This window comes from Streptococcus australis, from assembly GCF_003943615.1.
Lineage (GTDB): Bacteria > Bacillota > Bacilli > Lactobacillales > Streptococcaceae > Streptococcus > Streptococcus australis_C.
In genome coordinates, this window is the sequence record NZ_RJPZ01000001.1 from 194,854 (window position 1) to 208,589 (window position 13,736).

General features: G+C 45.0%; 13 protein-coding genes. 1 reads left to right on the forward strand and 12 read right to left on the reverse strand.

The features are described 5' to 3' along the window. Positions 1–79 precede the first annotated feature (79 nt). The 8 genes from rfbB to yghU all read right to left on the reverse strand — a co-directional run bounded on the left by rfbB (position 80) and on the right by yghU (position 7,721). Positions 80–1,126, reverse strand: coding sequence for a dTDP-glucose 4,6-dehydratase (gene rfbB / locus D8785_RS01045; protein WP_125374182.1), 1,047 nt, complete (start codon positions 1,124–1,126; stop codon positions 80–82). Between the two features lie 266 nt (positions 1,127–1,392). Beyond that, positions 1,393–1,986 (reverse strand): dTDP-4-dehydrorhamnose 3,5-epimerase family protein, encoded by a 594-nt coding sequence (locus D8785_RS01050; protein ID WP_125374183.1) that lies wholly within the window; start codon positions 1,984–1,986, stop codon positions 1,393–1,395. Beyond that, positions 1,986–2,855, reverse strand: coding sequence for a glucose-1-phosphate thymidylyltransferase RfbA (gene rfbA, locus D8785_RS01055; RefSeq protein ID WP_023022976.1), 870 nt, complete (start codon positions 2,853–2,855; stop codon positions 1,986–1,988). Before rfbA ends, D8785_RS01050 begins: the two co-directional genes overlap by 1 nt. Before the next feature lie 92 nt (positions 2,856–2,947). After that, positions 2,948–3,772 carry a ZIP family metal transporter gene (locus tag D8785_RS01060; protein WP_125374290.1) on the reverse strand — a complete coding sequence of 275 codons (825 nt, stop codon included), beginning with the start codon at positions 3,770–3,772 and terminating at the stop codon, positions 2,948–2,950. 224 nt (positions 3,773–3,996) lie between these two features. After that, positions 3,997–5,112 carry an NAD(P)/FAD-dependent oxidoreductase gene (locus D8785_RS01065; protein WP_125374184.1) on the reverse strand — a complete coding sequence of 372 codons (1,116 nt, stop codon included), beginning with the start codon at positions 5,110–5,112 and terminating at the stop codon, positions 3,997–3,999. A 9-nt stretch (positions 5,113–5,121) separates the two neighbouring features. Then, complete coding sequence (locus tag D8785_RS01070) at positions 5,122–5,919, reverse strand: Nif3-like dinuclear metal center hexameric protein (protein ID WP_125374185.1); 798 nt, start codon at positions 5,917–5,919, stop codon at positions 5,122–5,124. After that, entirely contained in the window at positions 5,906–6,595 is a 690-nt protein-coding gene (locus D8785_RS01075; RefSeq protein ID WP_125374186.1) for a tRNA (adenine(22)-N(1))-methyltransferase, read from the reverse strand. The genes D8785_RS01070 and D8785_RS01075 overlap by 14 nt, the downstream gene beginning before the upstream one ends. 337 nt (positions 6,596–6,932) lie before the next feature. Continuing rightward, on the reverse strand, positions 6,933–7,721 hold the full coding sequence (gene yghU / locus D8785_RS01080; RefSeq protein WP_125374187.1) for a glutathione-dependent disulfide-bond oxidoreductase: 789 nt from the start codon (positions 7,719–7,721) through the stop codon (positions 6,933–6,935). A gap of 137 nt (positions 7,722–7,858) precedes the next feature. Between yghU and add the strand changes: the two genes are divergently transcribed. Beyond that, complete coding sequence (gene add / locus D8785_RS01085) at positions 7,859–8,878, forward strand: adenosine deaminase (RefSeq protein WP_125374188.1); 1,020 nt, start codon at positions 7,859–7,861, stop codon at positions 8,876–8,878. A 35-nt stretch (positions 8,879–8,913) separates the two neighbouring features. Here add and D8785_RS01090 read toward each other — a convergent pair whose 3' ends face one another. The 4 genes from D8785_RS01090 to recJ all read right to left on the reverse strand — a co-directional run bounded on the left by D8785_RS01090 (position 8,914) and on the right by recJ (position 13,534). Further along, a complete protein-coding gene (locus tag D8785_RS01090) occupies positions 8,914–9,600 on the reverse strand; it encodes a DnaD domain-containing protein (RefSeq protein ID WP_125374189.1) in 687 nt (228 codons plus the stop codon). Between the two features lie 9 nt (positions 9,601–9,609). Further along, positions 9,610–10,554 (reverse strand): homoserine O-acetyltransferase MetA, encoded by a 945-nt coding sequence (metA, locus tag D8785_RS01095; RefSeq protein WP_125374190.1) that lies wholly within the window; start codon positions 10,552–10,554, stop codon positions 9,610–9,612. 101 nt (positions 10,555–10,655) lie between these two features. Further along, positions 10,656–11,168, reverse strand: coding sequence for an adenine phosphoribosyltransferase (locus D8785_RS01100; protein ID WP_003002788.1), 513 nt, complete (start codon positions 11,166–11,168; stop codon positions 10,656–10,658). Positions 11,169–11,317: 149 nt separating this feature from the next. After that, on the reverse strand, positions 11,318–13,534 hold the full coding sequence (gene recJ, locus D8785_RS01105; RefSeq protein WP_125374191.1) for a single-stranded-DNA-specific exonuclease RecJ: 2,217 nt from the start codon (positions 13,532–13,534) through the stop codon (positions 11,318–11,320). Between the last annotated feature and the right edge of the window lie 202 nt (positions 13,535–13,736).

The window sequence follows — 13,736 nt, forward strand, 5'->3', positions numbered from 1 at the left end:
AAGACCATTTGGTCTTTTTTTATTTATAAACTAGAAAAGCCTCAGTCGACCAGAAATCCTGATCAACAGAGGCTTATTTTTATTTGATGACTTCTTGTGTTTTTGCGTAGTTGGCTTCGACAGCTTCTTTTTCAGCTTTCCACCAGTCTTGGTTGTCTGTATACCACTTGATGGTTTCTTCCAAACCGGCTTCAAAGTTTGTGAATTGTGGTTCCCAACCCAATTCTTCACGCAATTTTGTTGAATCAATAGCATAGCGCAAATCGTGACCAGCACGGTCTGTCACACGGTCGTAAGCATCTTTTGGTTGACCCATTTTTTCAAGGATCAGTTCAAGCACTTCCTTGTTGTTCTTTTCACCATCAGCACCGATCAAGTAGGTTTCACCGATACGGCCTTTGGTAAGAATAGCCCAAACACCAGTTGAGTGGTCGTTGGTGTGGATCCAGTCACGAACGTTTTTCCCTTCACCATAAAGTTTTGGTTTGATTCCTGACAAGATATTGGTGATTTGACGTGGGATGAACTTCTCGATGTGTTGGTATGGTCCATAGTTGTTTGAACAGTTAGAGATGGTTGCTTTGACACCAAAGGAACGGACCCAAGCCTTCACGATCAAGTCTGAAGCAGCCTTGGTTGATGAATAAGGAGATGATGGGTTGTATTTGGTTTCAGCAGTGAATTTTTCACCAGGACCTTCACCATGTCCAGGAAGATCTTCACGCAATGGAAGGTCCCCATACACCTCGTCTGTTGACACGTGGTGGAAACGGATATCGTACTTGCGAGCCGCTTCCAAAAGTGTGTATGTACCGATGAAGTTGGTGTGGATAAATGGTGATGGGTCGTTCAATGAATTGTCATTGTGGCTTTCAGCCGCATAGTGAACGATCGCATCAGCCTTAGCAGCTAATCGGTCCACCAATGCCGCGTCTGCAATATCACCAACAACCAATTCAACACGATCCCCAAGGATTTCTTCAATGTTGGCACGGTTACCAGCGTAAGTGAGTTTGTCAAGAACAGTCACATGTACATCTGGATGGTTGTTGTAAACATAGTGTACGAAATTTGAACCGATGAAACCAGCGCCACCGGTTACGATGATGTTTTTGTATTCAGTCATTTTTTCTCCAAATAGTTTTTAGTTTTGATTGTTCCTTAAATCAATTTTTTTAGCTTTCCTTAGGTGAGTACGGACGTCAGCTAACTTCTACGAAGTTCCATGACTAAGTTTTGAGCTTCATATCTCAAAACTTCCGAGCACCTGAAACACAATGGTTCAGGTGCTTTTCTCACGGCGGAAAGCTAAGCATATAGCTCTCTTTGCTCGTTTATAGCAAAGCTAAAAACTAAATAATGATTTTCTTAATTGTTTTAGGAGCTATATTCTTACAAATCTTCTGCTTTTAGGGGTTTGACGTCTTTGAGCAATGGGTGATTTTTATCTGCTTCAGAGACTTCTGCTTCTTCCAAGTTTTCCCATTGGATGTCTAGGCTTGGGTCTGCGTAGTTGACAAAAGCGTATTTTGGTTTGAGTTCTAATGCCCAGTAATCATTAACTAAGTAAGTATAAGCCACTTTATCCGTCAAAACTTGGAAACCATTGGCTACGCCGCGAGGGACAAAGATTCCTTTTGAAGCATCAATCACGGTTTGGTAGGTGTTCCCAAAGGTCTCACCTTCCCGAAGGTCTACCCAAGTTCCGAGAACCTTTCCTTCATCTGCTACAGAGATGTACTTGTCCCAAGGTTCTGCATGCAAGCCACGCAAAACGTGTTTGCGTGAGAATGAAATGTTATTTTGCAACTTACCTTCCGCAAAGAAGCTTTCAGGGAATCCGAGAGGAAGCATCTTCTCTTTTTGGAAGTTTTCCTTGAACCAGCCACGGTTGTCGCCACGAACTGGAATATCAAACTCCATTAAACCTGGGATGGCTTCGATTTTACGGGCAGCTAATTCTTTTTCGAAAAATTGTTCTGTCATTAAGCTTCTCCAATCAGACGGAGCAAGTATTGTCCGTATTCGTTTTTCTTCAACGGTTGCGCCAATTCATAGACTTGCTCTTTTGTGATATAGCCCATGCGATAGGCGATTTCCTCAAGGTTGGCTACTTGAACATTTTGCAAGCGTTGAACGGTTTCGATATATTGAGAAGCCTGCAAGAGACTTTCATGAGTACCTGTATCCAACCAAGCAAAGCCACGGCCCATGAGCTCAACAGAGAGATCTCCACGCTCTAAATATGCTTTATTGACATCTGTGATTTCGAGTTCTCCACGAGGACTTGGTTTGATATTTTTGGCAATCTCTACGACATCATTATCATAGAAGTAAAGGCCTGTCACCGCAAAATTCGATTTTGGATGCTCTGGTTTTTCTTCGATAGAAACGGCATTCATGTCCGCATCAAACTCTACCACACCAAAGCGTTCTGGGTCTTTGACTTGGTAACCAAAGACAGTCGCGCCTTTTTCTTTGGCTTCCGCCCGTTGCAACATCTTGGTTAAGCCATTTCCGTGGAAGATATTATCTCCAAGAACAAGGGCAACATGATCATCTCCGATAAAGTCTTCTCCAATGATGAAGGCTTGAGCCAATCCATCTGGGCTTGGTTGCTCTGCATAAGAGAGGGAAATCCCAAGTTCAGAACCATCTCCAAGAAGCTCTTCAAAACGAGGAAGGTCTTGAGGAGTTGAGATAATCAAGATGTCTTTAATCCCTGCCAACATAAGGGTTGACAATGGGTAGTAAATCATTGGCTTGTCATAAATGGGCATCAACTGTTTGGAAGCAGCACGGGTCAAAGGATACAAACGGGTACCCGAACCACCGGCTAAAATAATACCTTTCATAATGTTAGGCCTTTCTACGTATTCATTAGTCCTATTTTATCATGTTTATATAAAAAAGTCACCTTGTTCACATGTTACAAGGTGATGACAGGTTATCCAAGAGCGACGTCTAGGATCATCATAATGACAAAGCCAACCATGAGGCCTAAGGTCGCAACGTCTGTGTTGCCATTGGTCTGCGAATCTGGGATCAACTCTTCAACCACTACAAAGATCATAGCACCTGCTGCAAAAGAGAGGGCATAGGGCAAGATGACTGTCATAGATAAAACGGCTACTGCTCCTAACAGGGCTCCTACTGGCTCCACAATAGCTGACATGGATCCCCAATAAAAGGCATTGAGACGAGATTTTCCATCCGTCCGAATCGGAATCGAGAGGGCAGCCCCTTCTGGGATATTCTGCAAGCCAATCCCAATAGCCAAACCAACTGCTCCGATAAAAGCTTCTGGACTTGGATTACTAGCGAGAGCCCCAAAGGCCACACCGACCGCCAAGCCTTCTGGAAAATTGTGGATGGTAATAGCGAGAAAGAGTAGAGTTGTCTTAGACAACTTCTTCTCCCGCGGCGTAAGGATACTCTCAGCCTCCTCAATTTCCTTCGTCATATGAAGGTGAGGGACAATGTCGTCGATCAAGCGGAGGAAAAATCCTCCAGCTAGAAAACCGATCGCAGCTGGCAACCAAGCCAAGCTTCCATAGGAGGTTTTCGCATACTCAATAGACGGTTGCAAGAGGGACCAAAAAGAAGCCGCAATCATGACCCCTGCCGCAAATCCCATCATGATATCCAATAGTTTTCGACTAATATGCTTGAAGAAAAAGACGATGGCCGACCCGACAATGGTACAGCCCCATGTAAACAATCCTGCGATAAAGGCCTGCAAGACCACGGATTGTGATTGAAACCAATTAATAATAACTCCCATTTTCTTGTTGATTCACTTGTTCTATTCTACTATATTTTATCTGAATTAAGAAAGATATTTCAAAAAAAGAGGCTAGGACAAAAGTCCTAGCCTCTCAATTGTCTTTGAATTGTCGAGCAAGACGCAGTGGTTGAGTGGACTCTACTACGCTGATTTCATCAGCTTCTACAGCTCTACTCAACTGTGCGGAGGTAGGACGACGAAATCGAATTCTAACGAATGACCGATTTCTGTCCTACGCTCTTCTTCACATATTGTATAACTGGATAATCCGCTGGATCTAAACGCAAGTCTCCTCCTGTCACTAGTTGGGCTAGATGCCAACCAATGAGGGGGCCCGTTGTAAGACCAGACGATCCCAGACCACTCGCCACATAAAGGCCTGCTTGATCGGGAACGGCTCCCCAAAAGGGCGAGAAGTCACTAGTATAAGCCCGAGTACCCACGCGCTCCCCCATGACTGTCGCTTGAGCCAGTTCCGGATAGTAGGTCAAGGCCTCTTCTTCCATCTGGTTCATCAAAGCTTGGTCCACACTTAGGTCAAAGCCCATTTCATTCTCATGGGTGGCTCCCATACTGATCTTGCCTTTTTGGAAGGGAATGATATCCAGTTCCCCTTCTGGCATGACCACAGGATAGTTGTCTGTATCTAAGGCTAAATGATAATCCCGCAACTGTCCCTTTTGCGGACGGACATCCACTTGGTAACCAAGTGGCTCAAGTAGTTGCCTCAACCAAGCTCCTGTTGCTAGGAGGACTTGGTCATAATTCTCTCCTGCAATCTGATAGCCATTATCTGTGACTGTGAGTGCAACCTCTTCCTTAATCACTCTTGCACCACTGGCTTCAAGAAGGGTTGCCGTCAGAAGGGCTCCTTCTACATGGGCTCCACCTGAGGCATAAAGGAGCTGGTCAAAGCCTTGCAGACCTGGGAATTGTTGGGTCACTTCTTCTTTGGTCAAGATCTCCAATTCCCCAATCAGGGGTGATTCTTCCCGACGGCCTAGTGCCAACTGATAAAGTTCATCTAATTTCTCCTCTTTTTTCTTAAGAAGATAGACACCGGTCTGCTGGTAAAAGTCCGTTTCGATTCCATCCTTAGCTAGGTCCTCTACCAATTCTTGGTAGAAATCAGCTCCTAAGCGAGCGAGGCGATACCAGGCCTTGTTTCGTCGCTTAGAAAACCAAGGGCTAATAATGCCAGCCGCTGCCTTGGTTGCTTGGCCAACTCCATGGTCATAGACGGTTACATCCACTTGTGCTTCTTTGGATAAATAATAGGCTGCAGTGGATCCTACTATCCCTGCACCAATAATCGCAACTTTCATGATAACCTCTTAGATATGGTAAAAAGGATTGGTGCTAGCTTGACTGCCAAACACTTCGATCTCCCACGCTTCCTCAGACTTCCACTGATTGAGCTTTTCTACTAGTTTCTTCACAAAGAGAACCTCGATATGGTGGCCTGGATCCAAGCCTAGAAGGCCATCGCTCAGCATGTCCTGAGCGGTGTGGTAGTAGATATCTCCTGTGATATAGACCTCTGCTCCCTTAGCGAGAGCATCCTTGTAAAAGGACTGGCCACTTCCTCCACAGATTGCGACACGCTCAATGACCCGATCCAGATCCGCCTGGTCATAACCAATCAAGCGCAAAGCATCTAAGCCAAAGGTTTCTTTTACCTTTTCGGCCAACTGGCCAAAGGTTTGGGCGCGCACCTGACCGATGCGGCCGATACCTAGACCTTCTCCTGTCAGGCTGAGGGGCTCTGGATTTTCAATTTCTAAAAGCTGGCAGAACCAATCGTTCAATCCATCTGGGACAATATCAATATTGGTATGGCTGACGTAGACCGCGATATCGTGCTTGATCAAGTCAATATAGATCTGATTTTGAGCCCGATCGGCTACCAAATCCTTAATAGGACGGAAAATTGGCGCATGCTTGACGATGATCAAGTCCACCCCATGGGCGATGGCTTCTGCCACCGTTTGCTCACGGATATCTAGGGCTACCATGACCTTCTTGATGACTTTTTGCAGGGTGCCGACCTGTAGCCCACGGACATCTCCCTCCATGGAAAGTTCCTGGGGACAGTATGCTTCATAGCGTTTGATGACTTCACTTGCTAGCATGCAGAACCTCCTTGATTTGTGCGATGCGCTCTTCTAACGAACCTCTGGCAGATTGATTCTCAACTGGGACCTGCTCTAAGGCAAAGGCTAATTTCTCCGCTTCTCTGGACCACTTTTGAACAAAGGCTGGAGCTTGCTCCTCCATCAAATGGGGACCAAAACGCAGTTCCTTGGCAGACAACTCTTGAGAACCGTGTTCGACCACGAGGATCTCATAAAACTTCTCATTTTCTTCCAAGATAGCTTCATCAACAATGCGGAAATTATGGTCTACCAACCAAGCCCGCAGTTCATCTTCCCGATTATTAGGTTGCAAGACCAAGCGAGAGACACCGGCTAATTTCTCAAGACCTGCCGCTAAGATATCCGCAATCAAGCGCCCGCCCATCCCTGCAATGGTGATGCAAGAAATGGCATCGGATGGTTCAAAAGCAGCCAAGCCATTGGCCAGGCGGACCTCAATCTTGTCTTCTAAGCCATTATCAGCGACGTTTTGAAGAGCGGATTGATAAGGCCCCTCAACTACCTCACCAGCAATGGCAGCCTCAATTTTCCCTTCTTGTAAAAGGGCGATTGGGAGATAAGCATGGTCACTTCCCACATCTAACAGACGCGCTCCAGCTGGGACGAAGCTAGCCACCAAGTCCAAGCGATTTGATAATTTTGTAAATTCCATGTGCTACTTTCTAAACTTTTATTCCACCCTTTAGTATACCATGTTATCACCATTAAAAAAAGGCGCGACGGCGCCTTGTCAAATTACTTCTAAATTCTTCTAGCTATATACAAAAGTTAAGAAATCTCTTATTCTTGGAGTAAAAATTTAGGTATTGAGTTTTCTGCAGTGAGTAAAGTGCATGAAACTTTTTTGTTTCATGCACTCGGGAGTTTTGAAACTTTAGGTTCAAAACTAAGTCATGGAACTTCTACGAAGTTCGCTGACGTCCGAACTCACCTAAGGAAAATCTCAATACAATTGAATTATCCAAATCAAGAATAATCATGCTTAAACATTAGTCGATTTCCTTATATTCTACTTCCAAGCCTCGTTGCACAGCTGGGCGATTGGCAATTTTCTCTGTCCAAGCTTGCAAATGCTTGTATTCCTTCACATCTAAGAAAAATCCTGCTCGGTCCCAGACCTTGTCTTGGGCTAGACGGCCATACCAGGACCAGATGGCGATATCTGCAATCGTATAGTCATCTCCTGCGATATAAGGTTTAGTCGCCAATTCTTTGTCAAGCAGGTCCAATTGGCGTTTAGCTTCCATGGCAAATCGGTTGATGGCATACTCAATTTTTTCAGGAGCGTAGTGGAAGAAATGGCCAAAACCTCCCCCTAAGAAAGGTGCAGCTCCTGTCTGCCAGAAGAGCCAGTTGAGCACTTCTGTCCGTTTAGCAGGATCTGTAGGAATCAATTTCCCAAATTTCTCTGCTAGATACAAGAGAATATTGGCTGATTCAAAGACCCGAATGGCTGGATCTCCTGATTGATCCAACATAGCTGGAATTTTTGAATTGGGATTGATGGCTACAAAGTCACTGCCAAATTGGTCCCCATCACCAATCTTGATGCGATAAGCGTCATAGCCTGCATCCATTCCCAACTCTTTCAATTCTTCCAGCATAATAGTCACCTTAATCCCATTAGGTGTTGGAAGGGTATAGAGTTGGAAAGGCTGGTCACCTTTTGGAAGGCTTTGTTCAAAACGGGCACCTGCTGTTGGTTGGTTCAAGCCACCCCAAGCTCCACCCATTTGACTTGGTGCTTCCCATACTTCTGGTAATTGATAGTCTGACATCTCTTTTCTCCTTTTTCTGAGTTACTACTAGCATATCAAATCCAGACGCTACTTTCAAAAATCTGCTACGATAGCTTTACTTGACTTTTCTTGGCAAAATGATAGTATAGAAAAAATATATTTTAAGGAGAAAAAATATGTCCACGATTGACTTTCATAGTTTGGCAAAGACAGAATTGCACTGCCACTTAGACGGTTCCTTGTCACTTCCGACTATTCGCCAATTGGCAGCCATGGCCAATATTGACCTTCCTACTAGCGATGAAGAACTCAAACACCATGTCACTGCACCTGCCCACTGTGAAAATCTCTTAGACTATTTGGAGGCCTTTGACTACATTCGCCCTCTCCTTCAAACCAAGGAAGCCTTGACTCTTGCTGCTTACGATGTGGCTAAGCAAGCTGCTCTGGAGAATGTCCTCTACCTCGAGGTTCGTTTTGCTCCAGAATTGTCCATGGACCAAGGGCTTACCGTCCCAGAAACTATCGATGCTGTCTGCGAAGGACTGCGCCAAGCCCAGGATGAATTTGGCATTGTTGCAAAAGCCCTGGTCTGTGGCATGCGCCAGTCCGATCAAGAACTCACCTCTCGCATCCTGGCAGAAGCCAACCAGGTCACTGATCAAGATTTTGTTGGTTTTGACTTCGCTGGAGATGAACACCACTATCCACCACAAGCCATTGACGCCCTCATCCAACAGGTCAAGAGCTACAATCGTCCTATGACCCTTCATGCGGGTGAATGCCACTGTCCAGCCAATGTCGCTCACTCCATAGCCTATGGGATCAAACGAAATGGCCATGTGACCTTACTCGCCTATGAACCAGAACTTCTAAAAGAGTTTGTGAAAAACGGGGTCACCGGTGAGCTCTGCTTGACCAGTAACCTTCAAACCAAGGCTGCTGCCACTGTGGAGGACTTCCCTTACCTCAAGATGAAGGAAGCACAAGCTCACATCAGTATCAACACCGATAACCGGACCGTCTCTGATACAGATTTGACCAAGGAGTACGCCCTCTACCATCAGCACTTCCAAACGACACCAGCTGACTTTTACCAGCATAATGTCGATGCCATCCAGGCTTCCTTTGCTAGCGAGGAGGAAAAACAAGAGCTCCTCACCAAACTAGAAAAAGCCTACGCAGACTATTTATAAACGAAAAAACTAGCACTTTATGAGTGCTAGTTTTTTTAATCTTTCCATAAATCCATGGCCTGTAAGAAATCATCTGAAACCGTGACATTTTCAGGCTGAAGAGCTTCCCGTTCTTGTTGCTTGATTTTTAATTGTGTCAAACTAGTAATGCCTTCACGTCGCCAATTGCGCAAGATGGCTTGAATATACTTCCAGTGAGGCTTGCCATTAAAGACAGCTTCTCTCAAGGCAGCCTTAACAATGTCTGGATCCGTTTGGTCCTGTTTGACTGTCTGTGTCAAATCTTCGATTTCAAATGGAGTCAATAAACGGCCCAACTCCTGCTCAAATGTTTTGACCAAATCAGCCAGTTCATTCTCTGCCTGCTTGCCTTGCCCACGCTGAGACGCCTCTGTCTTACTTTGAAGCAAGTCATCCAGGCGTTCGAGGGCAATAGTCGCATCAAAAAGAACTTCAATCTCTCCATCTAGCTCAATAGTCCGATATTGGAGCAAACCTTGGTTGGTCAGGCGAGACATGGACTGGTTCACTTCTGTGACAGACTTGCCAATCGCATCTGCAATTTGATTAGGTGTGAGGCTGGATTGGTTGGTCGTATTTTGCAAATAAAAGAACTGCCAAACCAGAAAATCCTCTGCGTCTTTAAATAAGTGTTGATAATGGAAAAGTAAGGCACTTGGTATGACCAAATTGCCCGACTTAAATGCTTGTGAATATGTCATACTACCCCTTTATAGGTAACCATAAAATGAAATATCTTTTTCCAACTCCTCCAAACGATAAGGAGTTTCTTGGTAAACTGCATAATTGATCCAATTACTAAAGAAGTTGGCTGCCGCTAAATTCCACCGCATCCGAGGGTCACGACTGCTGTCATCCTGATCATAATAATTCTTGGGAAGATCTGGATTCAAGCCTGCTTTCACATCCCGCTGGTATTCCTTGGCCAAGGTATCACGGTCATATTCCAAATGGCCAAAACTATAGACCTCTCGAAGGTCTGGGCTGGCCAGGATAGATAGTCCTACTTCACTGCCTTGAGCTAAGACTTGCAAGTTGCTCTTGTCTAGCACTTCTTTGAGGGGGACATCCGTATAACGTGAGTGAGGGGCCAAAAAAGCATCGTCAAAACCACGCATCAAACGGTTCTGTGGATTCAGGACGGTTTGCTCATAAATCCCAGATAGCTTGTCGCACAGAGCTACCTTTTCAATGCCGTAGCGGTAATAGAGACCAGCTTGGGCACCCCAACAAAGATGCAAGGTCGAAAAGACATGGCGTTTAGACCAATCAAAGACCTTTGTTAATTCTTCCCAGTAATCCACTTCCTCAAAGGCTAATTTCTCAACTGGAGCTCCAGTAATGATCAAGCCGTCATAATAGTTCTCTTTAATATCCTCGAAGGATTTGTAGAAGACTTCCATATGTTCTGCCGCTGTCGTCTTAGACTCATGGCTGGTCATATAGAGGAAATCCACATTGATCTGTAAGGGAGTATTGGCCAAGAGGCGTAACAGTTGAGTCTCAGTGGCTACCTTAGTTGGCATGAGATTCAAAATCAGAACATTCATCGGACGAATATCTTGGTGCGTTGCCCGAATATCATCCATGACAAAAATATTTTCTGAGCGAAGAATATCAACTGCTGGTAATTTCTTATCTAAGGTAATTGGCATAAAAAGCTCCCATCTTACAAGTTGTTACCTCTTATTATAAGACAGGAGCATATAGTTTTCAATTATGGTTTTTCTCTATCCAGATATAGTTCTAAACTATATTAGTAATGCATCAAGACTTTGTAGTCGTAATCTCCGATTGCTTCGCGGCCTTTGAGATCATCGAGCTCGATCAAGAAGGCACAACCTGCAACCACTCCACCGAGTTTTTCAATCATTTCGATGGTTGCTTTAACCGTACCACCTGTTGCCAAGAGGTCATCGACGATGAGAACGCGTTGACCTGGTTTGATAGCATCAGCGTGCATGGTCAAGGTATCCACACCGTATTCTTTTTCGTAGTCCGCTGAGATGACTTCACGTGGCAATTTACCAGGTTTACGAACAGGCGCAAAACCAATACCGAGCTCGAAAGCGACCGGACATCCAACGATGAAACCACGCGCTTCAGGGCCGACAATCATGTCGATTTTCTTATCGGTTGCGTATTGAACGATTTCACGAATCGCATAACTATAAGCATTGCCATCTGCCATTAAAGGGCTGATATCACGGAAGGTAATCCCTTCTTGTGGATAGTTTTCAATGCTTGCAATGTAATCTTTTAAATTCATGGTTAACTTTCTTTCATAAAAAATTTTTACATTCCATTATACCATGAATTCTACTAACTTGCATCATTTTTGCCAAATCATTTTCCCAAACACCTACAACGATAGTAAAAGGAAGAAAGGGCTGAGCCAAAGGAATAATTTCTTCTTGTTCATTGCATCGAATCCGTTAAATACTCATAAATTTCTTGCACAGATCCTAGGGCCATGAGTTCTTGGTCTTTGACCGTCTGCACCAAATCCTGATAGATGGAACTAGAGGCAATCTCCTTCTTCTCCGCATCCTTGTTGACAGTCATGATGCCATTTTCAATCTGGACAAAGCCTAATTCTTGGAAAATCTGGATCATCTTGATCAACAAAATCTGTGGAATCTTGAGGTAGTCAGATAGTTGGCCTAGCTTATGGCGGATATCAAACTCAGGGAACTGATATAGTGTCTTATAGAGTTTGGCATATTGATCCCGGCTACCGTAGCCAGTCAGATAATAGGCCTTGTCTAGTTGATTCTTAAAATAGACCGCTTGGAAGCTCTGTTCTTGGAAAAGGGCCTTCAAGTCAGCCAGGTCATCCGGTATGCGATCAATGACAATGGCGGCTGAATCTACTCTTCCTTCTAACTGACTAAAGAGCGGGATAGCTTGTGGGAGAGGAGCATTCTTTCCTCGGATATTGTAAAGTTGCACACCTTCTACACGGGCATCCACCACCATCAATTGCAGGGTGGTCTGTCCATTCCATTGATTGATGGCCAAGGATACTACCAACTCCAAATTTTTCGCTTGGGAGAATTCCAATTCCAAATGACCCTGACCAAAAGCCACCACATCAAAGCGGGCATTGCCTTTTTGAATCTTCAACTTGAGATGGTCATTTCCTGCTCCCATGGTCCGGCTAGACTCCACTTGGAAATCTCGAATGTAAAAGACGGGTTTCTTATGGTCCATCCCAAAAGGTGCTAGACGATCAAAGCTCTTCAAGGTATCCAAGGTCAGCTCTTCAAGATCCAACTCCTCATCTACAAAGAGAGTAGATTTAGCCGTCAGGTCAATCCCTTTTTCACGAATATAATCAGAAAAAATCTCGGTCAGGCGAGGAAGATTATCTACTTCCAACGTCATACCAGCTGCACCCGCATGGCCCCCAAAGGCGATAAAAAGATCACGATGGGGATCCAGGGCTTCAAAAATATGGACACTTTCGGGGCTTCGCGCACTGCCCTTGGCCTTGCCTTGGTCAATAGTCAAGACAATGATAGGCTGATGGAGCTCTTCTAGCAGTCGACCTGCCACGATTCCTAAGACACCAGGATTCCATCCTTCTTTGGCCAAGATTTGAACCGAAAGACTTGGATCAACCATAGCTTTGGCCTCATCATAGATGGCTTGCACAATCTCCTTGCGCTCTTCGTTCTTGGCTTGAATCATCAGCGCAATCTCTAGCGCTTCTTCGTCATCAAAGCCTGTCAAGAGCTCGATCGCTGGATTAGGGTCATCCAAGCGACCCAAGGCATTGAGACGAGGGGCAATCTGGAAACCAACCGTTTCTTCATTTACATCTTGAGGGGCGATGGAGGCCAACTTGAGCATTTCCTGAAGGCCGATCCGTTGGGTTTGACGAAGGACACCTAGGCCATACTTGACTAAGATGCGGTTTTCATCTGTCAAACTGACCATATCCGCAATGGTCCCAATGGCTACCAAATCTAGAAAATCTAGAGGCACCTCCTCTAGAAGGGCACAGGCCAACTTAAAGGCAACCCCACAGCCTGCTAGATGCTTGAAAGGGTAATCGGCATCTGGATGTTCCGGGTGAATAATGGCATAGGCATCTGGTAGGACTTCTGGCATGGCATGGTGGTCCGTCACAATGACATCTACTCCCATGCTTTGGGCCAAGTCAATGGCTTCGTGTCCAGCTACTCCATTGTCTACCGTGATGATGAGGGAAATCCCCTGCTGTTCGATAAAGTACTTGTAGACACTGGCATTGGGACCGTACCCATCTGTAAAGCGGTTGGGTAGATAGACTGCTACTTCCGCCCCCATCTGCTCCAAGGTTTCCTTCATGATAGAAGCGGCCGTCATCCCGTCTGCATCATAGTCTCCATAAACTAGGATTTGTTCATAGTCTTCAATAGCCTGGCGAATCCGATCCACTGCCTTGTCCATATCGTGAAGCAGGTAGGGATCATGGATATCTTCTAGCTGCGGTTCTAGAAAACGATCCAGCGCTTCTTCCGACTGGATCCCTCGTTCTCCCAGTAACTTGGCTGCGGATGCTTCTAATCCTCTCTTCTTTGCTTGCGCCAAAAACGTATCATCTGAAAAGGGCGCAGCAAACTGCCATTCATATTTTGACGTGATCATCTCGGTCCTTGTCTCCTGTTTTTCTTATCAGCATATTATAACATGAAAGCCAGGAATCAGGAAAATGAAAGAGCATATTTGGAAAGATTGGGAAGAGCAAATAGAAGATAACCCATTATAGTTTCCCCACTAACACACTGGAACCCCATTTCAAGTGTATCCATTAGAATCACTCTATCTCCGCTAAATTCATTTTACGAAT